General features: G+C 32.7%; 15 protein-coding genes. 11 read left to right on the top strand and 4 right to left on the bottom strand.

Annotation, left to right across the window (positions count from 1 at the left end; translation table 11 throughout):
• The first annotated feature begins 53 nt into the window (after positions 1-53).
• Positions 54-2,267, top strand: coding sequence for a TonB-dependent receptor (locus tag ACJ6WR_RS00995; RefSeq protein ID WP_409416806.1), 2,214 nt, complete (start codon positions 54-56; stop codon positions 2,265-2,267).
• Positions 2,268-2,412: 145 nt separating this feature from the next.
• Positions 2,413-3,000 carry a glutathione peroxidase gene (locus ACJ6WR_RS00990; protein WP_039114252.1) on the top strand — a complete coding sequence of 196 codons (588 nt, stop codon included), beginning with the start codon at positions 2,413-2,415 and terminating at the stop codon, positions 2,998-3,000.
• A gap of 68 nt (positions 3,001-3,068) precedes the next feature.
• Here the strand turns inward: ACJ6WR_RS00990 and ACJ6WR_RS00985 are convergent, their stop codons facing one another.
• A complete protein-coding gene (locus ACJ6WR_RS00985) occupies positions 3,069-4,211 on the bottom strand; it encodes a multidrug effflux MFS transporter (RefSeq protein ID WP_409416805.1) in 1,143 nt (380 codons plus the stop codon).
• Positions 4,212-4,312: 101 nt separating this feature from the next.
• Between ACJ6WR_RS00985 and ACJ6WR_RS00980 the strand changes: the two genes are divergently transcribed.
• The 8 genes from ACJ6WR_RS00980 (at position 4,313) to ACJ6WR_RS00945 (ending at position 17,972) form a co-directional block, all read left to right on the top strand.
• On the top strand, positions 4,313-5,080 hold the full coding sequence (locus ACJ6WR_RS00980) for an AraC family transcriptional regulator (RefSeq protein ID WP_409416804.1): 768 nt from the start codon (positions 4,313-4,315) through the stop codon (positions 5,078-5,080).
• Positions 5,081-5,478: 398 nt separating this feature from the next.
• Positions 5,479-6,462, top strand: a complete 984-nt coding sequence (locus tag ACJ6WR_RS00975; protein WP_409416803.1) for a helix-turn-helix domain-containing protein — start codon at positions 5,479-5,481, stop codon at positions 6,460-6,462.
• On the top strand, positions 6,462-7,466 hold the full coding sequence (locus tag ACJ6WR_RS00970) for a hypothetical protein (protein ID WP_409416802.1): 1,005 nt from the start codon (positions 6,462-6,464) through the stop codon (positions 7,464-7,466). The genes ACJ6WR_RS00975 and ACJ6WR_RS00970 overlap by 1 nt, the downstream gene beginning before the upstream one ends.
• A gap of 175 nt (positions 7,467-7,641) precedes the next feature.
• Entirely contained in the window at positions 7,642-8,565 is a 924-nt protein-coding gene (locus tag ACJ6WR_RS00965) for a type IX secretion system membrane protein PorP/SprF (RefSeq protein WP_409416801.1), read from the top strand.
• A gap of 30 nt (positions 8,566-8,595) precedes the next feature.
• The gene (locus ACJ6WR_RS00960; RefSeq protein WP_409416800.1) at positions 8,596-10,533 is read left to right on the top strand and encodes an OmpA family protein; all 1,938 of its coding nucleotides are present in this window, start codon (positions 8,596-8,598) and stop codon (positions 10,531-10,533) included.
• Between the two features lie 40 nt (positions 10,534-10,573).
• Positions 10,574-16,201: a gliding motility-associated C-terminal domain-containing protein gene (locus ACJ6WR_RS00955; protein WP_409416799.1), complete on the top strand. Its 5,628-nt coding sequence runs from the start codon at positions 10,574-10,576 to the stop codon at positions 16,199-16,201.
• A gap of 161 nt (positions 16,202-16,362) precedes the next feature.
• Complete coding sequence (locus ACJ6WR_RS00950; RefSeq protein ID WP_039114244.1) at positions 16,363-16,707, top strand: hypothetical protein; 345 nt, start codon at positions 16,363-16,365, stop codon at positions 16,705-16,707.
• Between the two features lie 29 nt (positions 16,708-16,736).
• Positions 16,737-17,972, top strand: a complete 1,236-nt coding sequence (locus ACJ6WR_RS00945) for a PAS domain-containing sensor histidine kinase (protein WP_409416798.1) — start codon at positions 16,737-16,739, stop codon at positions 17,970-17,972.
• A 547-nt stretch (positions 17,973-18,519) separates the two neighbouring features.
• Here ACJ6WR_RS00945 and pip read toward each other — a convergent pair.
• The 3 genes from pip to ACJ6WR_RS00930 are packed head-to-tail and all read right to left on the bottom strand — an operon-like array spanning position 18,520 to position 21,135.
• Positions 18,520-19,437: a prolyl aminopeptidase gene (pip, locus tag ACJ6WR_RS00940; protein ID WP_409416797.1), complete on the bottom strand. Its 918-nt coding sequence runs from the start codon at positions 19,435-19,437 to the stop codon at positions 18,520-18,522.
• A gap of 7 nt (positions 19,438-19,444) precedes the next feature.
• Positions 19,445-19,942: an N-acetyltransferase family protein gene (locus ACJ6WR_RS00935; protein ID WP_409416796.1), complete on the bottom strand. Its 498-nt coding sequence runs from the start codon at positions 19,940-19,942 to the stop codon at positions 19,445-19,447.
• A gap of 23 nt (positions 19,943-19,965) precedes the next feature.
• Positions 19,966-21,135: a thioredoxin family protein gene (locus ACJ6WR_RS00930; protein ID WP_409416795.1), complete on the bottom strand. Its 1,170-nt coding sequence runs from the start codon at positions 21,133-21,135 to the stop codon at positions 19,966-19,968.
• 135 nt (positions 21,136-21,270) lie between these two features.
• Between ACJ6WR_RS00930 and menD the strand changes: the two genes are divergently transcribed.
• Complete coding sequence (gene menD, locus ACJ6WR_RS00925; RefSeq protein WP_409416794.1) at positions 21,271-22,932, top strand: 2-succinyl-5-enolpyruvyl-6-hydroxy-3-cyclohexene-1-carboxylic-acid synthase; 1,662 nt, start codon at positions 21,271-21,273, stop codon at positions 22,930-22,932.
• The last annotated feature ends 58 nt before the right edge of the window (positions 22,933-22,990 follow it).

Here is a 22,990-nt window from a genome sequence, read left to right as displayed (position 1 = left end):
TAATCAATTCAAAATCTTACATGCAAAAATAATTCAGATTATAAAATTCCCCAATGAAAAAATATTTATTAATACTCCTGATGACCTTTGGGTTAAAAAGTTACAGTCAAATTTTAAAAGGTATTGTAGTTGATGTAAATGGAAACACTATTGAAAATGCTTATATTTTTAATACAAAATCCGAAAGTCACGCACATACTAACGAAATTGGAAATTTTAGTATCGAGAAATCTACCATTGGAGATGTTTTAAAGGTTAGCGCTTTGGGATATAAAAAGACAACTTACACAATAACTGACTCAGATATCATAATTGCGCTAGAAGACGATAGTTTTAAATTAGATGAAGTTGTAATTCAGCCTAAAGTACTAGCTATGAATGTGATTTCGAAGATAGATTTGGAGGTAACTCCAGTAAACTCTTCGCAAGAAATTTTACGTAAAGTGCCAGGATTATTTATTGGACAGCATGCTGGAGGAGGAAAAGCCGAGCAAATGTTTTTAAGAGGGTTTGATATAGATCACGGAACCGATATTGCAATTACGGTTGACGGAATGCCTGTAAATATGGTTTCGCATGCACACGGACAAGGATACTCAGACTTGCATTTTGTGATTCCCGAAACGGTAGATAAAATAGATTTTGGTAAAGGAGCATATTATGCCAATAAAGGAGATTTTGCAACAACAGGATATGTTGATTTTAAAACCAAAGACAAACTAGAAAACAGTAGTATTGGTGTAGAAGTAGGACAGTTTAATACCTTTAGAACTGTTGGTTTATTTGACTTACTAGGAAAACAAAAAAAGCAAAGCGCTTATATTGCTACCGAATATATTATAACCGATGGCCCTTTTGATTCTCCTCAAAACTTTAATAGAGTAAATTTATTAGGGAAATATTCGGCGATACTTGATGATAATAGTAAAATATCGATTTTAGCCTCACGTTTTTCGAGCAAATGGGATGCATCAGGGCAAATTCCGCAACGATTGGTAGATCAAGGGATAATTTCGAGATTTGGATCTGTAGATGATACAGAAGGAGGAAACACATCTAGAACAAACTTTAATGCTTCTATTCATAAAATAATTGACGAAAATACATTCTTAAAAGCCAATGCTTTTTATACCAATTATGAGTTTGAATTGTATTCGAATTTTACTTTTTTCTTAAATGACCCAGTAAATGGCGATCAGATTAAGCAAAAAGAAAATAGAAATATTTATGGAATGAATGCTGAATTGAACAAGAAGGTAAAAACAGATAAATTAGATTTAGGATTTCAATGGGGAGTTGGATTTCGTAGTGACGCTACAACCGATTCTGAACTTTCGCATACACTAAACAGAAGAACCGTTTTAGAACAAATTAAGTTAGGAGATATCGATGAGTCTAATCTTTTTACCTATTTAAATTCTGAGATAAACATTGGAAAACTGATTATAAACCCAGCTGTAAGAGTCGATTATTTTAAGTTTAATTATCAGGATAAATTAACGATAGATTACAAAACACAATCAGAGAATAAAGTGAGAGTTTCGCCTAAGCTTAATTTTATTTATACTCAAAACAATAATTTGCAATATTATCTTAAATCAGGAGTTGGTTTTCACTCTAACGATACTAGGGTAGTAGTGGCTAATAAAGGAACAGATATCTTACCTATTTCGATAGGAGCAGATTTAGGAACAATCTGGAAACCATTCCCTAATTTAATCGTAAACTCAGCTTTATGGTATTTATATCTACAACAAGAGTTTGTGTATGTAGGTGATGCAGGAATTGTAGAACCAAGTGGTAAAACCAGACGTATGGGAGCAGATTTAGGATTGCGTTACCAATTAAACCAATGGTTGTATTTTGATTTTGATGGAAATTATACCTATGCTCGTAGTATAGATGAACCTAAGGGAGAAAATTATATTCCGCTAGCACCAGATTTTACAACAACAGGAGGATTAAGTTTTCATAAATGGAATGGGTTTTCGGGAGGAATACGTTACCGTTACTTAAAAAATCGTCCTGCCAATGAGGATAATTCTATTGTTGCAGCAGGTTATTTTGTATGTGATATGAATGTGAATTATGATTATAAAAAATTCACTTTTGGAGTTTCAATCGATAATTTATTTAATACAGCATGGAATGAAACCCAGTTTGCAACAGAATCGAGATTAAAAAATGAGCCAGAAAGTGTCGAAGAAATACATTTTACGCCAGGAACACCCTTTTTTATGAAAGGAAGAATTATATACAAATTTTAATAAAATAATTTAATTTGTTTGTTAAAGAAGCCTAACGTTTATAGCGTTAGGCTTCTTTGGTTAATTAACCATTGTTCATCATAAAATAAAGTGAAGAACGAAATCAGGTAAATCAAATTTGATTAATTTTATAAAAAATTTAATTATGAAAAATATATTGTTTCTATTCTGTGGAGTTATGTTTTTATTTAGCTGTCAGAATCAAGCACAAACTAAAAAAAATAAAAACAGCAAAAGCGAAAACGTCATGGAAAAACAAACCATTTATCAGTTTAAAGTAGAAGACTTATCAGGAAATCCGTTTGATTTTGCTTCTTTAAAAGGGAAAAAGATAATGATTGTAAATACAGCTTCAAAATGTGGATTAACGCCACAATACAAGGATTTAGAAGCGATTTACAAAGAATATAAAGATAAAGGTTTTGTAATTGTTGGGTTTCCTGCAAATAACTTTGCATCACAAGAACCTGGTACAAATGAAGAAATTGGCGCTTTTTGCCAACAAAATTACGGCGTTACTTTTCCTATGATGGACAAAATCTCAGTAAAAGGAGATGATATGAACGAAGTATATAAGTTCTTAACTCAAAAATCTAAAAACGGAGTGCAAGATTCAGAAGTAGAGTGGAACTTTCAGAAATACCTAATCAACGAAAAAGGAGAATTAGTAAAAGTAATCTCTCCTAAAACATTGCCAACTGATCCAGAAATTATCAATTGGATTAAAAGCTAATTAGCGTTTAAAGAATAAATAAAAAGCGATTTTCATTATTGAGAATCGCTTTTTTTATGGGTAAAAGTCTATTTATTTAAGTGATTTAGATTCTTATTTTTAATCGCAAACAAAATAGAAAGTAAGGATAATGTGATGAGTATTAAACCAAAATTTTGAACTAATCCAGAAATAGCCAACCCAATTCCTATTAGAACATAATACATTAGCCCAAATAAAGCACCTGCAGTACCTGTAACATCTCTGTATTTAATTAGAGCCTGACTTAATATATTTGGAATTGCCAGACCATATGCTACGATAATTAGCATCATAGGTATTAAAAAGTATAAACTTTGTTGTAATAATAGAACTCCTAAACTTCCTAAAGATGCAATTATTGTCGCAATTAGAATTAGACGATCTGCAGAAATGTTATTATGAATTAGTTTTTTATTTATCATACTACCTATAAAAGAGCTTATCGCTAAGATAATCCCACTATATCCAAACTGAGTTGAATTGCATCCTAATTTTTCAAAGATAAATGGAGCAAGCGAATAATAGCTAAATAACATTATGTTAAAGGCACTAACCAAAAAGGTGTTTAACCAAATAGATTTATCATTAAGTAACTCAATCAGGGTTATTTTGAAGTTAAGCTTCTTTGCTGAATCATTTTTTGTTTCAGGAAGAAATTTAAAGGACATTAAGCTCAATATAAAAGCTAGTAGCAGGAGAATTGAAAAAACTCCAATATGTCCATATTTTTCAGCAGCTATTCCTCCAGTTATAAGCCCAATGACAGGACTAATGGAAAGAGCGATTCCCACTATCGAAAATACTTTCCCAAGTTCTTTTTTATCATAAATATCTCTGAGGATAGTTTGTGTTATTACAGAACCAACTGCTGCTCCAAAAGCCGATATTATTCTGGCAATTAGGATTATATTAAAATTGCTGGCTAATATGGCAAGAATTGACCCAATTGTGTAGATGATTAAACCAGAAAGCATAGACTTCCGCCTTCCAATTTTATCAGATAGGATCCCCCAAAATACAACACCAAGTGCAAAAGCGATGAAATATATTGATATGGTTTGGGAAGATTCTTTATTACTAACATCAAATTGCTCGACTATACTTGGTAGCGCAGGGCTATAAATTGTCTCTACAAATTGAGGAAACATTATTAAAACAATCAATATAGTTATAGTTGGTTTCTTTTTCATTGTGGTTCAATTGTAATTATTTTTTATTTTTAGCAAAAGTATCTTTATGATTTAGTATCTCATTAACGACATTAAGACTAAAAACATCAAAATAAGGACAAATGGCATTTATTTTAAAAGACAGTTATTTTAATCCTGATGATTTAGAGGCATCAGTTATTGGTATTGCATCAGATTTTACTAATCATGATTCGGGGTTGCATCAGCATGAAAAGGCACAATTTTTATATGCTCCAAGTGGTTGTATTACAGTTATTAGTGAAAACAAAAAAAGTATTTTGCCTCCCACTATGGGAGTATGGCTTCCTGCAAATTTTCCACATAGAGTCATTACCCGAAATGTTGTGGCTTATCGCTCTATATATTTTGATACCGTTTTGTTTCCGGAAATACCTGTAGGATTAACAATTTTGAATGTAAATAATTTATTAAAAGAGATAATAGAAAAAATCTCTTTTTGGGAATGGGATATGCCTTTTGATTTGCAAAAAAATGTATTATCGGTTTTTTGGGAAGAGTTTTATAGTGCAGCAAAAGAAAACCTAACATTAATAGTTCCTCAGGATTTAAGAATTAAACCATTTGTAGAACATTGGAATCTGGGAGAATCGCTACCACCTTTTTTAAAAAAATTAGCCATAGATGCTCTTGTAAGCGAAAAAACAATAGGTCGTATCTTTTTGAAAGAGACTGGCATGTCATATCAGGAATGGAGGCAACAATGGCGCCTTCAAAAAGCAATTGAATTACTGGCAGAAGGTAAAAATGTTGGCGAAACGGCTTATGCTCTCGAATTTTCAAGTGATAGCGCTTTTATCGAATTCTTCAAAAAATATTTAAGAGCAACACCAATGAAGTATTTTCAATAACCTTAATTTAATAATTTCGGGTGTCAACAAAGTTTATTCTTCATGAATAAGAGGTGTTGTATCAGATCATTACTTTAAGAGCTCTTGTTTTAAGGGCTCTTTTTTTATTGTAATACTTGTATGAATAATTTTTATATTTACGTAGTGCATTTAAAAAATGTCTTAATCTGATATTTTTTAAACATATTGAGCCGAAAATATTGTTTCATTTTGCAGTCTGGTTTTTTAGAAATAGAAGATAAATAACCAGATTAAGTAGTATTGACTCTATCATTGCCCCGCGATAGTTGATTAATAAAATACAATCCATTAGATTTTTCATTTAAATATGGAGGTTTTTTGAAATTAAATTAACGCAAAACCAACTTTGTTTTGTAAAAGGCTTAAGTAAAATATTCATGAAGAAAATCACACATCATTACGGGGTAGAGTTGGACTGGGTAGAGCCCCTGGCAAATCAACTTGAAGGAAAGGTTGATGGTAATTTTATTTTGGTACCAGATCATATTCATACAGGTTATAGGTATTTTTTAAGTTGTGACTTTGGAATCTCAGCACTTTATCTGGATGTTTTGTATCATTCAGACATTCATTACAGGCAAGAGAACAAAACAGATGATTTTATTGGTGTTTATTATAATCTTACCGAAGGAGAAGCTGTTTTTGTATCAAATGGTTTATCGAGTCCTATTGGCAGGTGGAATTATAATTTAGCTTTTGTAGACAGTAGCTTATATCATGATTACTTTGTTAAATCAGGTAGTCAGGTGCTTTCGCTTTGTATTTTTATAAAAAAAGAAGTGATAAAAGGGTATTTTAAAAACAACCCTTCTATTAAAGATCATGCGGATGATATTTTTAATCCAGAGCTTAATACGATAGTTAAATTAACAAGGATGACTAATGAAAGTTATAATCTTTTGATGAATTTAAAGGCTCAGAAGCCTGAGGATGGATCTTTTGAGCTACACTTAAGAGGTACGGTACAAAATCTTCTGGCAGAATATATAGAAAAAATGATTCTGGATGAGATTGTAGTCGACACTGTCAATGAGATTGATTTGGGGAGTATCATAAAATCACAAGCCTATTTAATCGAAAACTTAAATTACACGTTTCCAAGTATCAATTTCTTGGCACAAGAGGCAAATATGTCCGAATCAAAGTATAAAAGCCTATTCAAGAAGATTACAGGAATGACTCCTAATTCTTTTTTCTTAACCAATAAACTCTTAGAAGCCAAACGACTTTTACATGAAAAACAATTAACGATAGCTCAAGTTTCACATGAATTAAATTTTACCAACAATTCTTATTTTACTGCTAAGTTCAAGGAATTATTCGGAATGTCTCCAAAGGATTTTATTAAACAACTGCAATAATGATCGAAATTAGTCACACTTATACTTTAACATCAGTATGGCAAAAACAACTTGTAAAACAACTTATTGAGCAACTTGGAGCAGAGTTAATAGATGATAAATTCTTGCAGATGCCTAAAAAAGTTGGAGATGGAGGTTTTTACTATACCGAGGTTGTTCCTGGACTATCTGTTGTAATTTGGGATTTAATATTTAAAGAAACTATTCTTATAAGAAAACTTAAATCCGATGAGGCTTTATATATAATTCATTATGATTTTAGCGATGAGATGAATCTAATTCATATTCAGGGGATAAAACATAAAATAGGATATAAAGCAAATTTAGGTTTAGGAGTATTTGATAATGCTATCGATAAGGTTTTTCAACCTGTTGTGGGAGAAAGGGTTTTTGCGATGCGATTATTGGTTGCCAAAGATTTATTAAAATTTTCGGTTGTAAACGGAGCTATAAAAGATGTTAATAAGCGTAAAATAAAAAGCGGAAAAAATACACTTTTTTTTTATGATCATATAGATAGTGAAAGCAAGGTCATCATGCACGCTATTAAAAGTAAATCCTTTCTGGATCCTGCTTTTGAAATATATTTACGAGGAGTAGCGCTTAGATTACTGGCAACATTTATCGATCGGTATTCTAATCTTGCGCCTATGCTTCATCATATACCAGAAAGAGAGGCGGAAATTTTGAATACTACCAAAGATTATTTGTTGGATAATTTATATACAGGGTTTGTTGGAGTTGAATTTTTGGCTGATATGGCAGGAATGTCAGTTTCAAAATATATGTCTTTGTTTAAAAAAATGTTTATTAGTCCCCCGAATAATTTCTTTGTAAGAGAAAAAATGATTCTTGCCAGTGAACTTCTTAAAAGCGGTAAGTTTGATTCATTGCTGGATATTTCTCAAGAACTAAATTATACCAAGCTAAGTTATTTTACTTCAAAATATGCTCAGCAATTCGGAAGAAAGCCTTCTGAAGATTTTGTTAAAGCCTTTTATTAAATCTTTTTATTCGACTCTGTTTTACTACTTCTTTTTGTTTAATAAATAATTCGCATTTATTTGATATTTAGACGCTTGTTGTTTGTTGAATATTCAAAGTATGTCTTATTCTGTTACTTTTTAAACATATTGTGTCAAAAAGTTTGTGTCATTTTGCATTCTAAATTATTTAGTAATGGGAAATAAAAGAATAAGGCTAATACTAGTAGCACTATTGGTATATAGTGCTGCTTGGGCGCAGCAAGATTCGCAATACACACAATACATGTACAATACAACAAGTATAAATCCTGCTTATGCGGGTTCACGTGGCGTAATGAGTGTTTTTGGTTTGCATAGGAATCAGTGGGTTGGGTTAGATGGCGCTCCGCTTACCAATGTCATATCTTTTAATACGCCTATTAACAATAGTAATGTTGGTTTAGGAATATCGGTTATCAATGATCAAATAGGACCAATGACAGAGAATGATATTGCGGCCGATTTCTCTTATACAATTAATACTTCGGTTAACTATAAATTATCTTTTGGGTTAAAAGCTACGGCAGGTTTACTTAATGTCGATTACACCAAACTAAATATTTATGATCCTTTAGACCCCAATTTTCAAGATAATATCGATAATAAGTTTTCTCCAAATATTGGAGCAGGAGTTTATTTACACTCAGATAAATTTTATGTTGGATTATCGATTCCTAAAATATTAGAGAATAGTTATTTTGATAAAAGTGCTTATAGTTATGTTGCCAAAGAGCGCATAAACTATTATTTAATGGCAGGATATGTTTTTGATTTAGACTACAATTTAAAATTCAAACCCTCCTTATTGACAAAAATGGTTGATGGAGCTCCTTTACAAGTAGATATATCGGCTAATTTTTTATTCGATGATAAATTCACCGCCGGAGTTGCTTATCGCTGGAGTGCAGCTTTAAGTGCAATGGTAGGTTTTCAGGTATCTGATGGTTTGTTGATTGGCTATGCTTATGATGCCGAAACAACCAGGTTGGCAAATTACAACTCAGGTTCACATGAGATTTTTCTACGGTTTGAGCTTTTTAAAAATTATACCAGAATCGTTTCTCCTCGATTCTTTTAAGATCCAATTTATTACAAAATAGAACTTCATATGAAACTAAAATTACTATTTATATTTCTGTTCAGTATCAGTATTGCTTTTGCTCAAAAGAGAGAAGTTAAAACAGCAGATAAAGACTATGATCAATTTGCTTATATCGATGCTATAAAGGTTTATGAAAATATAGCCGGGAAAGGATATAAATCTACGGACTTATTTCAGAAACTAGGAAATGCATATTATTTCAATGGTGAATTGGCCAAAGCCGAAAAATGGTACACAGCACTTTTTGATTTAAAAGAAACAGTACCAACAGAGTATTACTATCGTTATGCACAAAGTTTAAAAGCGATTGGAGATTATAAAAAAGCTGATGCAATACTGGATCAATTCAGCCTGAAATCTGGTCAGGATAGCAGAGCTCAATTGTATAATAAGCAAAAGGACTATCTGGAAGAGATTAAGAAAAACTCAGGAAGATATATTGTAGAGAATGCAGGAATCAACTCGGAATATTCGGATTATGGAACTAGTTTTCTAGGTAATCAACTGGTTTTTACCTCGGCAAGAGATACAATGGGATTTGTAAAGCGCAGAGATAAATGGACAAATCAATCGTTTACCAATTTATATACTGCAATTATTGATGATAATGGACATCTAAGTACTCCGAAACGATTTTCGGAAATAATAACCACTCATGTAAACGAGTCAACTCCAGTATTTACCAAAGATGGGAAAACGATGTATTTTACCCGAAATAATTTCTTGGACGGGAAGAATCAAAAAAGCAAAGACAAAACAATTCTTTTAAAAATATATAAAGCAGTTTTAAAAGATAATAAATGGACAAATGTTGTCGAATTACCTTTTAACTCCAATGAATATAGTGTAGCACATCCTGCGCTTAGCCCAGATGAGAAAACACTTTACTTTGCTTCGAATATGCCCGAAACCAAAGGAGATTCGGATATATTTAAAGTATCGATTAATGCTGATGGAAGTTTTGGAACCCCAGAAAATTTAGGAGATAAAATTAATACTGAAGGAAAAGAAACATTCCCTTTTATTTCGGAGGCAAATGAATTGTATTTTGCTTCAAATGGGCATCCTGGATTAGGCGGACTGGATATTTTTGTATCACCATTAGAAAAAAACAATACCTACCAAAGAGTATTTAATATTGGGGCACCAGTAAATAGCAGTAATGATGATTTTGCTTTTTGGATTAATTCACAATCCAAACAGGGATTTTTCTCGACAAATAGAGAAGGCACTCTGGGTTATGATGATATCTTCAAACTAAAAGAGAAACTTCCCTTAACCTATAATTGTGACCAAGAACTTGTAGGTATTATTACCGATGATGTTGCAGGGATGCCTTTGGCTAATGTACAAGTACAATTATTCGACTCGAAATTTAATTTATTAAAAGAGGTTTATTCCAATGATAACGGAGCATATACTCATGAAGTTGTATGCGAAGAAAATTATTATGTACGTGTTTTACAGAAAGACTACGAAACAAAAGAAGTTAATGTTACGACTTCTCAAATTACAGGAAAAACACAACAAGATTTTGCTTTAAGTAAAAAAGTAAAAACAATTACTACTGGAGATGATTTAGCAAAAGTTTTTGGGATCTCTAATATTCATTTCGAATTGGATAAATCGAATATTAATCCAATTGCAGAGCATGATTTAGCCAAGATTATAGCTGTTATGAATGAATACCCAATGATGAAAGTTGATATTCGTTCTCATACAGACAGCCGCGCAAGTATAGCTTATAACCAAAAACTATCAGAAAAAAGAGCGCAGGCTACGATGAAATACATGATTAAAAATGGGATTGATAAAAGCCGACTAACGGCAAAAGGATATGGAGAATCACAATTGATAAATGGTTGTAATGATGGTGTATCGTGTACAGAAGAGCAACATCTAGCCAATAGGCGTAGTGAGTTTATTATAAATATGGGTAAATAAAAATTGCTTAGTTCCAGCGAGCTCAATTAAAAAATAAATTATGAAAAATATAAAATTACTAATACTGTTTTTTTGTTTTTTGCCATTGGCAGGAGCAGCCCAAGTACTTGATTTTACAACGGTGAGTACTCCGGCCTTTTGTGTAAACGATGGTTCGATTACAGTAACGGCGACTAATGCAGTTGGAAGAGTACAATATGAACTGGTAGATTATAAAGTAGCCCGATCAGTAATTGGTACCCCACAAGATGATCCTGTTTTTTTAAATTTGGCGCCGGGTACTTATACCGTAGGAGTATATGATGACAACAATGCATCGACTCCAATAACCAAAGAGGTTATTGTGCCAGATTATGGATCAGGAAGGACATTAACAATAAATAATATTTATTCTAACCGATTGGCTTATTGTGCTACGGATACAAATCCTGGGGCAAGATTAACAGTTGTTCCCAATGGAGGTGCTGTTCCTTATACAATAACAATATTAGATACTAATGATGTAATAGTAAGAGAAGAAATTTCATATAGTAGTTATAATTTTCAAGGTATGCCTGCTGGCACTTATAAAATAAGAGTAAAAGACAATTGCGGGACAATTGTAAACAGTAATAGTCCTTATGTTATTGCCCCAAATATTGTTTATAATTTTACTGTTACTACGCCTACATACTGGTATTGGGACAATAATGTTAAAGTTGCTCATAGTGGTGCAGGAACAATATGTGACCCTGTTACTGATGCTTATTATGATTTTAGTTATTCTGGCGGGATTCCTGTAATTACAGGTAATGATGTGTTTCCTATTTCGCAAGTACCAGGAATGACAAGAATGTATGCTGTAGAATATGATGGTGTAAAAACGCCTTATATGACTTATAATGAGCTTATAGCTTATAAGCAACCTTTGCCATTGGATATAAATGCGTGGAAATCTATGACTTTGTGGGTCTCTATTTGCGGAATAGAAAAATCGACTATTTATAACCTGCCATCTCGTAAAAATGAGTTTTTGCCTAAGCTTATCGCAAATGCGGGATTAACATTTTACTTAGCCGATGATAAAGCAAGTACGCTTTGTACCCCAACAGGTTTAGTCACATTATCAAGATTATCATTACTTTCGGGTTTTTGTGATCCACTTACTTTAACCATTACTGAAAAAAATGGAGTAGTACCTCCAAAACAATACACTATAACGGGAGCAAACCAAAATGATTTTGAGGCACAGTTAGCGATAGGAAATACTTATACTTTTAAACTTACAGATATTAATGGAAGTGAATTAAACAGACTTTCTTTTGTAAACGTAACAAGAGGGCAATGGATAAACATGAATTCAAGAACAGAAGTGTTTATAGATCCAGCTAATTTTCGTTACTATAATCAAGATGAATTACCGCTTGAATTGGCTAGTATGGCCGATTTTAAAAACTTTGGTAAGAGTCAGCTTGGTATTAAATTAGATTATTATATGCCAATGCCTTATACTATAGCAGTTACAGGGCCCAATGGCTTTTATCTAGAGAAAACGGTTAACACGATGAGCTATAGTGGTACATTGATTAGCGATAATCTGGAGGTGGGCAATTATTCTGTTCATATTACTTCGGCAACAGGATGTTATGACAGGACTTTTACAACAACGTTAGATAGAGTAATAGATAGTATTTCGGTTACTTCAACCATTACACCAGATCCTGTATCTTGTGATCGTTATATAAAAACATTTAATTATAAAATTAGTAATCAGGGATTATTAAGACCTTATCCCAGTACGAGTTTTGAATCCATGTTCAATGTTCCCCAAATAGGTTTTAAAGTAATTGATGGTCCAGCAGGTTATACTGAAACTAATGCAATAGTAAATAGTAGTTATAGTTGGCCAATGTCTTTCCGCGAAACTGTAACAGCAGCTTTTCGAGGTGATATTACAGGACTTTATAAAATAAATCTGGTCGATTATTATACTCCAGCAAATGTGTATGGAGGACCTTGGGAACTTGATGTAAAATCAGAATTTCCTGTGTTTGACATGAATGGATCAGGAGGAGTAATTTGTACTGGATCTACAACGGGAACACTAAGTGTTGTGGTAAAAAATGCAACATCGCCAATGTATTACTTAAAAAAGTCTACAGATACCGATTATCCTGTAGTAGGGCAAAGTTCCTCTGATTTTCCTAATCTTACCGCAGGTGATTATATGGTAAAAGTAGAAACGGCTTGTTATCCAACAGCATTGGAAGCTTCTTTTAAAATGGATTATGTTAGTAATTTAGGACATGTTATTACGGGAACCAATGTTTTATGTGATACAGATACATTGAATTTATCAGTTAAATCAATAGGGCCGATAACTAGGGCCGAATGGAGGCTGCCAGATGGAACTACTCAAACTTCTAATACTTTGGTTCTTGATAATCCTCAATCTGGAGAATATTCGGTGAGAGTTCTCACACGTTCCGGCTGTGTTGTGACAGATAAGATAGAGGTAAAAGTTAAGAGAAGAGCCACTGCAGCCGATATTACAGGACTTAGTCAGACAATTTGCGAAGGAATGGGGGCTGATATGCTTGTTTTATCCAGTGTTGCTAATCCAATATTTACTTGGTATAGTGATGCTGCCTTGACAGATGTAATTGCGACAGGCGAAAACTATGGTGCAATGCCAACCGTAACAACAACATATTATGTAACCGTACAAGGAGATAATGTTTGTGAAAATTTACCAGGCACAGCCAAAGAGATAGTTATAACAGTGAAACCGACACCAGCAATACCAACAGGAGATGCTACACAATCTTTTTGCGGAAGCGCTACGATAGCCAACATTGTAACTAATGAAACAGGCGTAATTTGGTACACTGTAGCAACAGGAGGTATTGCAATACCAAACAATACACTTTTAGTAACAGGAAGAACTTATTATGGCGAATTACAATCGGGTAGTTGTGCTAGTCTTTCACGATTAGCAGTAACAGTTACAATAAATCGATTAGCTGTTGCTGCCGATATTAGTATTCTTGACCAGACGATATGCCCGGGTATAGGTATTACATTGCCTCCTTACACAACAATAAGCAATCCTATTTTTACTTGGTATGATGATGAAGCGCTAACAAACCCAATAGGTACCTCGCCAATATGGTTAGAACCTCTTGTAACAACAACTTATTATATAACTGTAAAAGGAGATGGTGTTTGTGAAAATTTGCCGGGTACAGCTAAACCGTTTACAATTATTGTAAATCCACATCCTGACACACCTATTGGAGATACCAATCAATCCTTTTGTAAAGCAGCTACAGTTGCCGATTTAGTAGTATCGGGGATTAATGTGGAATGGTATGATAGTTCAGAGTTTGGTAGGTTTGTTACGCCGAATACTCCTTTGGTTAATGGAACAACTTATTACGCAGTTTCACATGTTTACCCACTTTGTGAAAGCGAAATTCGTCTTGCAGTAACGGCAACAATTTATCCTGCTTTGGTTGTAACGCCACCAGTTCCACAAATATCAGGCAACCAATGTATTTTTCCTGATATTAATTTTGATAGTAATGATCCCGGGACTTTATATGTTTGGAGCGTTGATGATTGGAGTATAGGTTTAGAAGATAATTGGATTTCAAGCCCTAATATACCCTCTTTTAAAGCAATTAATAGTGGAACAAAGCCAGTAACAGCAACAGTAACGGTCCATCCAATTGGAACTGTTTGCGGAACGGGGTCTTTTACATTTACCATTACTGTAAATCCAGATATAATCTTGATTAAACCAACTGATAAAGAGATTTGTACCAATAATATAGTTTCAGAAATTGTTTTTGATAGTAATATAGCAGGAACTACTTATAGTTGGACAAATGATAATCCTAGAATTGGTTTAGCTGTTGTTGGTACAGGAAATATACCTGCTTTTACAGCAATTAATACTAGTGATTCTACAGAAATTGCTACAATTACAGTAATGCCTACAGCTGCTGGCTGCACAGGTATTCCAGTTGTATTTACTATTAAGGTAAATCCTGAAGGAGTGATAGATAAAATAGAAAATCAGAAAATTTGTGTGGGAGAAACAACAGTATTAACTGCAAGTAGTTCTACTGTTATCAATCCAGTATTTACTTGGTATAGAGATACAGCTTTGACAGATGTTTTAGGCGTTGGAGCTAGTTTTACAACTCCTGTATTAACAACTAATAAAATTTATTATGTAACAGTTAAAGGTGATAACGCATGTGAAGCGAATGCAGGTATGGCAGTGATGGTAACTGTTAACGAAATACTACCTCCAACTGGAGATGTTACTCAGGAATTTTGTTTAGCATCTAACGCTGCAGTTTCAGATTTAGTTACTAATGAAAACAATGTCATTTGGTATGATGCTCCAATTGCAGGGAATATAATTCCGACAGGAACAGCATTAATAAATGGAACTATTTATTACGGATCCTTAACCGTTGGAACGTGTGAAAGTGCCACACGTTTAGCCGTAACGGCAATAATTAATGATGCAAGAACACCAACAGGAGATGCTACACAAGAATTCTGTTTAAATGAAAAAGCTACAGTTGGCGATTTGGTTATTAATGAAAGCAATGTTATTTGGTATGATGCTCCAATTGCAGGAAATATAATTTCGACTAAAAGAGCATTAAATCATGGAGTAATTTATTATGGTTCGTTAAGAGTTGGAGCTTGTGAAAACCTAGTACGTTTAGCTGTAACAGCAATTATTAAAACCGATTTACCAGGAGAAACTATCGGTTGGAATACTACAGCATGTATAGGCGATGAGGTAACCTACAGAACAACAGCAGCGATGTCCGATTATAATTGGATTGTTACAGGAGGTGTAATTAAGGCAGGAGGACAATTAAATGATGATTTCGTGACTGTTACATGGACAGCAGCAGGAAATGGTTCAATCGGAGTAGAGTTTATCAATGTTTCTAATTGTAACCCGATTGTTACGATTCATTTTCCAGTAACAATAGCGGTTTGTTCAGATATAGCAATAGGAAAAGTGGTAAACAATTCAACACCAACAATTGGAGAAAACGTAATATTTACAATAACAACAACCAATATTGGAACAGGTGATTTTAAAAACGTAAGCATCGACGAAATGTTACCATCGGGATATAGTTACGTAATGGCAACAACTACTTCAGGCAATTATAATAGTGTCAATGGAGTTTGGAATCTTCCAGTTTTAGCTGCGGGAACAACCGAAACATTAACGCTAACAGCAAAAGTACTGGAAACAGGAGATTATCTTAATGTAGCCTATTTAAAGGATTCAACACCTACAGATCCTAATCCAGATAATAACCGTGCAGAAGCAGCAGTTGTTCCTACAGGTGTAGTGATTTATAATGCAGTTTCGGCCAATGGAGATGGATTAAATGATTATTTTAAAATAGAAGGATTGCAGCATTATCCTGACAATACCGTAGAGATTTATAATCGTTGGGGAGTAAAGATCTATGAAGCTAATGGATACGGATTAAACAATAATGTATTCCGTGGTATATCTGAAGGAAGATCAACGGTTAAAAATGGAGATATCGTACCAGCTGGAACGTATTTTTATATTCTGCGTTATAAAACAAATACAGAATCAAGAATTGAAAAAAGCGGGTATTTATATATTAATTAAGCCCAGCAATAAGATTAGATTACAAAACAAAAATTGTTCAATAAATGATTTTGGACAGTTTTTGTTTCTCAATTTGTATTGATAAGTAAGGATACAAATCAATACTATAAGAATATAATAACAGTTTTGGGTTTTGCTCAGTGCTAAATTATTAGGAAACGATGAAGAAAAAAAGAGGATTGGTATATGATAGTCAGAAATGTTTTTCGAGATTCTTAAAATATGAATTCAAAGAACATTTTGCATTCGATGTATATAAAAATTTTAAAAACTTCGATGGAGAAGTAGAAGAATATGCCGTAATGTTATTTGTGGTTTATTCGGATAAAGAGTTAATAGATTTAATGCAAATACATAGAAGAGGAGTTCCATTAATAGTTTCGACACTAAATGAAGAAATGAAATCAAAACTTGAAAAAATAGAGGATATACTATTATTTGATCCAACCAAAGTTAAATCAGAAATGAGAGCTGAATTAAAGTTCTATCTAAATATAGTTGCATAAAAGGGGTTATAATAAAGTAAAAAACAAGTATGCCGTTACTCTTTGATAAAGTTAAATACAGAAATACTAATTTATATAAAATAAAGCTAGATAAGCTAAAAGCTATATACCTATTTATAGATAAGTTTTTATCTAAAAGAATCCCCAAAGCAATTGCTTTAAGAAAACAAAAAGCAAAATTTAAACTATCAGAAGAGCATTTTCAATTTGCATTAGAAGCGTCCTCCATAGGAGTTTGGGACTGGGATATAAGAACAAATACCGTTTTTTATTCGTCGCAATCAATGAAAATACTTGATTTAAAAATGACAGATACTTTTGATAATTCACAACGTTGGGATAAAATAGTCCATCCAGATGACTTAGAAAAATATTATGTAACCATTCAAAAACACTTTGATAAGAAAATACCCTTTTACGAAAATTACCATCGAATAATAACTTCAGATGGAGAGTATAAATGGATTCTGGACAAAGGTAAAGTTATAGAACGGGATATAAACGGGAGACCATTAAGAGTTATAGGAACGCATATTGATATCTCTTCCCAAAAAGAGAAAGAATTAGAATTAAAAAATAAGATAGAATTATACCGCAAGCAAAAACATCGTTTGTTGAATTTCTCATATATCGTTTCACATAATTTAAACACCCATATAAGTAATATTAAATTGCTTTTGGATATTAATGAATTAAAAGGAAATAAAAACGATATCGAAACTTTAATGAATCTGCGAACAGTTTCTAATGACTTAAACGACACATTAACCGATTTGTCTCAGATAGTTAATATTCAGAATAACCTAAACATAGTGGTTAAGCCATTAGATATAAATTTTTATTTCATGAAAGTTTTGTCTTTAATTAATGGATACAATCATAAAAACAAAGTAGCTATAGAAAACAATATTCCCGTAGGAACTGTTGTTAATTTTAATCCGGCCTATTTAGAAAGTGTGTTGTTGAATTTTTTTACAAATGCAATTAGATATGCACACCCCAATCGTTTTCCGATAATTAAATTAAACTTCTTTATAGAAAACGAAAAAAAAACGCTGACCATAGCCGATAATGGTTTAGGAATTGATTTGGATAAATATGGGGATTTATTATTTGGGATGTATAAAACATTTCATAGACATAAAGACGGACAAGGATTAGGTTTATATATTGCAAAAAATCAAATCGAAGCCATGAAAGGGCAAGTAAGTGTAAGTAGTAAAGTAGGTGAAGGAGCAACTTTTAAAATTGTATTTAATGATTGATTCTTCAGAGATAAAAATATAAATGTAGTAAGATGAGTATTATTATAAAACCAATAGTAGATCACGAAAAATATATGGTCAATGAACATTTAGTCTATAGAGACAGGCTCTGGAACTGGTCCTGCAAAGATGATTTGTCAAACAAAGAACTTCAAGCGTTTAAACTCTATGAAAAATTGATTATAAAGAATTCAAGAATAAAAAAGCATATTAAAGCAGTATATAACATCAATAATGTAAAAAATAGGTCCTAATTGAACAGTTTGATACTAATTCAAAAGAACTCTTTTTAATAAATGAATTAGTGAAAATTGGTAACAGAAAATTAACCGCAAAGACCACAATCCCAACGTTCAGTCAGGACGAGGGAAAATCCGTGTTTGTCTGTGTTTTCGCTTTAGCGAATCTGTGTCATCCGTGTTCCCTTATAGACAATCTTTGTCGAGAATACAATTAACCATAATTGGCTAAAAAAAGCTTAACTTAATGATATTGCGCTTCGGGATACGCAAAGCACGTAAAGTTTAGAAATTCTAACTAGCAATTTTTAGTTGTTTAAAAATGTAATAATTCTATTTTCAATTGCAGGTTCGGTGTCAGAATGTCCCGCATTTTCAATATATAAAACAGAATTATTTAATTTTTCATGTAGTTCCTGAGCATATTCAATTGGGCAAATTACATCGTTTTCTCCGTGAATTATAGTTATTGGTATACTATCTAGTTTATCCACATTTTTAGTGATATAACCTTCTTCGATAAAACAATTATTACCAAGATAGTGTGCTTCTAATATTGAAAGAGAATGATAAGGAATTTGTTTTACAATAGCATCAATTTCCTTATCTGATAATTCTTGTTTAAAAATAGATATTTCGTAGAATGCCCATTCGTAACAATAGAATTCCTTGTTTTCCGCTGATCCGTTTAACATCTGTGATAGATAATATTCAGATATTTTTTGCCTAGAGTTTACGGGGACATTATTTTCAAACCGATTCCATTCTTTTGGGTACTTATCTTTGATACCGCCATTAGTAAAATGGTCAATTGATTTTTTATCTCCCAGAAAAACTGCTCTAAGCAATAGATTTTTAGTTTTTTCAGGATTCTTAATGGCATATACAAGACTTAAAGTTGTTCCCCATGAACCTCCAAAAATGTTGATTTTATCAATATTCAGATGATTTAAAAGTGTATTGATATCATCAACTAAATGTTGAGTGTTATTTTCTTCTATACAGCCAAAAGGTTCACTTTTAGAAGAGCCCCTTTGATTAAAAAAAATCACTTTATGTTTTTTAAAATCAAAAAAGCGCTTGTCATTTTCAGAAAAACCAGCACCAGGCCCTCCGTGAACAAATAGGTATGGATATCCATTTATATTTCCGCAAACCTCATAATATATTTTATGAAGTTTACTGACCTCAAGAAAACCTTTTTCGATAGTGTAGTTTTGTTCCAATAGATTTCTATTTAAGAATCAATTGCATGAAAACCAAATCTAGCCAATGGTCAAATTTATATCCAACTTCACGAATAGTTCCAGTTGCTACAAATCCGAATTTCTCATGAAAAGTAATACTTCCTGCATTGTCAGCATCAATTGCACCAATCATAACGTGATATCCCTGTTCCTTGGCAAGCCGAATTAATTCAGTCAATAATTTAGAACCAATACCTTTGCCAATAGTGTTTTCTGTAACGTACACAGAATGCTCTACAGTGTATTGATAGCCAATTTTTTCTCTAAACGGACCATAACTACCAAAACCAATAACATCACCGTCTAGCTCGGCTACAATAACAGGCAGGTTTTTAGCATTCTTATCTTCAAACCATTTTTTCTGAACATCAATAGTCTGGATTTCATAGCTATAATTAGCTGTAGTATGTAAAATAGAATAGTTAACAATATCAAGAATTTTTTCTAAATCCTGAAATGTGGCTTGTCGAAGTGTAACAGACATATTGAGTTGTATTATTTGTGGTTTTATTTAAGTTCTGTTAGTAAAGCGTCGGCATCTTTAGAATCCCAATCCATTTCCTTGCAAATAGCTTTTGCTTTCTTAGCATATACCAAAGCCGATTTTTTGTCTTTAATTTTAATATAAAGACGGGATAACAGTAAATTCCCATCATAAGAATCATTTAGTTCTAACGAACGTTTTACCCATTCTATTGATTTTTTAAGACTTTCGACATCAGTAATGTTTTTTAAGTATACTTCACCGATTTCTTTTAAGATACTTGGAGTATTCCACACATATTTTTGAGTTCCATCTAAAGTTGTTTTCTTATAATATCCCCAATTAGTACTTCTTTCTGCAATGGTTAAATCATAAGAAAAAATAAGAGAATCAGTTTTTTGAAGCTGAATCGTCTTAGCAATTTCCCTCTGTTTGTAGTAATTAATAGTATCCAGGCTTTCAGTATAAGGACGAAGCAATTCGGTAACGATATTAACTATTTTTTTCTCTACACGATCAGTAGAAGCAACAGTTCCGAACTCTTTTTGGTGTTGCAATACATATTGAAATTCATGCGACTTGATATCACTCACACCATTGGCAATAATGCGCCAGTTCATTTCGGTAAGCAATTGAGCGTCAGATTGTGTGGCAAGATATGTATGAGTGGCTTTAGATAAATCAACCCTTTCCCGGCCTTTTCTTAACGTATTTAAATAAGCCAAACATTTATTAGCATTACTTGGATCAGCCATAAAAACAGACTCCAAATAAGGCAATTGCATTTTTGGATTTAATGCATTTTTAATTTCGTTTAAAAATTCAGGAGTTTTTATTTCACCTTTCAAGTTATATAAAACAGTTTCATTAGCATCAACAATCAAAAAACTAGGCAAGGATTTAGTGTCAAACTTCGTTTTTAGAGCAAGACCTTCTTCTTTATCAATATCTTTCCAGACACAAATATAATTATCCTTTAAAAAAGCCATTACCGTAGCGTCCTGAAAAGTGCTATTTTTCATTGCATTACAATGCGGACACCAAGTAGCATAAAGCATAATAAAAACAGGTTTGTTTTCTTGTTTAGCCTTAACCAATGCATCTTTATAAGTAATATCATCGTGAACAAATTGTTTTTGAGCATTTCCGGTATGAATAAAAAGGATAAGTAAGGATAGATAAATAAAACGCATGATTCTACTGTTTTTAGTAAAGATAATAGTTACAAATATATTTCCTTTTTCTATAATTAGATGGTAATATATTGTTATTTATACCCTAAATCATTTCTGAACTTACTAACTTTGTACTTTATAATTTCCAAGAAAATGATTTACCCCAAAATACCTCTGGCTCAGAGTATCATTCAGATTTGTTTAGAAAAAGGAATCACCAACATAATTATATCTCCAGGATCACGAAATGCACCTTTAACCATAGGATTTGTTAGTAATCCGGCTTTTCAGTGCTATAGTATAGCCGACGAAAGGTGTGCTGCATTTTTTGCATTAGGAATTGCACAACAAACCGGGCAACCAACAGCTTTAGTATGTACTTCGGGTTCAGCATTATTAAATTATTATCCCGCTTTTGCAGAAGCATTTTATAGCCAGATTCCACTTATTGTAATCTCAGCAGACCGTCCGCAAAGCAAGATAGATATTGGCGATGGGCAAACCATTCGTCAGGAAAATGTGTATATAAATCATTCCATATACAATGCCAATTTACACGAAGATGTTTCGCTCGAAAACGATAAAAAAATAAACGAAGCAATAGATACAGCCAGAGCTCAAAAAGGGCCAGTACATATTAATGCACCTTTTGAAGAGCCATTGTATGAAACCGTTTCAGAACTTGCCGTAAAACCAATAATAAACACTTACGTAAAAGAAAACCAGCCAGAAACAATCGGAGATTTAGCCGATATGGTTGCAGCTTGGAACAAAACAACTCGTAAGATGGTTCTTGTGGGAGTAAACGAGCCAGACACTATTAATAAAGAAATAATAGACGGATTGGCAAATGATAAATCAGTAGTAGTTTTAACCGAAACAACGTCTAATTTACATCATCCGAGTTTTATCAATAGCATCGATACTTTAATTACACCATTTACAGCCACTGATTTTGAAGATTTTCAGCCTGAAATTCTGGTAACTTTTGGAGGAATGATTGTTTCTAAACGTATAAAGGCGTTTTTACGAAAGTACAAACCAAAACAACATTGGCATATAGATACATTAAGAGCTTATGATACATTTGGAGCTTTATCAAAGCATATAAAAACAAACCCAAATGATTTCTTTAAAGCCTTTTTGCCACAAACAAAATCTATAGAGAGCGATTACTTCTTAAGAATTAATAAAATAAATGATTTAAGAAAAGTAAGAGCAAAGGAATATTTAAGTAAAATTCCGTTTTCGGACTTTAAAGTATTCGAAAAAGTAATAGAATCATTGCCTAAGGATAGTCAGTTACAAATAAGCAACAGTTCAGCCATTCGATATGCACAATTAATAGACATCGATTCATCTATTAGCGTATTCTGTAATCGTGGTACAAGTGGTATCGATGGTAGTACATCGACAGCCATAGGAGCGGCAGTTGGCAATTCTAAACCAGTAGTTTTTATTACAGGAGATATTAGTTTCTTGTACGATAGTAACGCTTTATGGAACAGTTATATCCCTAAGAATTTTAAGATTATAATCATAAATAATGGAGGAGGAGGAATCTTCCGTATTTTGCCAGGACATCAGGAACAACCAGTGTTTAATACCTTTTTTGAAACATCACATCATTTAACCGCCGAGCATTTGGCAGGAATGTTTAAGATGAATTACATAAAAGCAGACAATGAAAGTTCGTTACAATCAGGACTAGAAACACTGTATAATGTAAATGAGGCACCAGCTATTTTAGAAATCTTTACACCAACAGTCGAAAACGATAAAATATTACTTCAGTTTTTTAAAGAGTTATTGTAAGTTTAATTTTCATAAAAATTACTTAAAATAAAGGCTTGTATAGAATAAATGCTTAAAT

This window comes from Flavobacterium sp. PS2, from assembly GCF_046250155.1.
Taxonomy (GTDB): domain Bacteria; phylum Bacteroidota; class Bacteroidia; order Flavobacteriales; family Flavobacteriaceae; genus Flavobacterium.
This window is presented reverse-complemented; position numbering and strand designations above follow the sequence as displayed.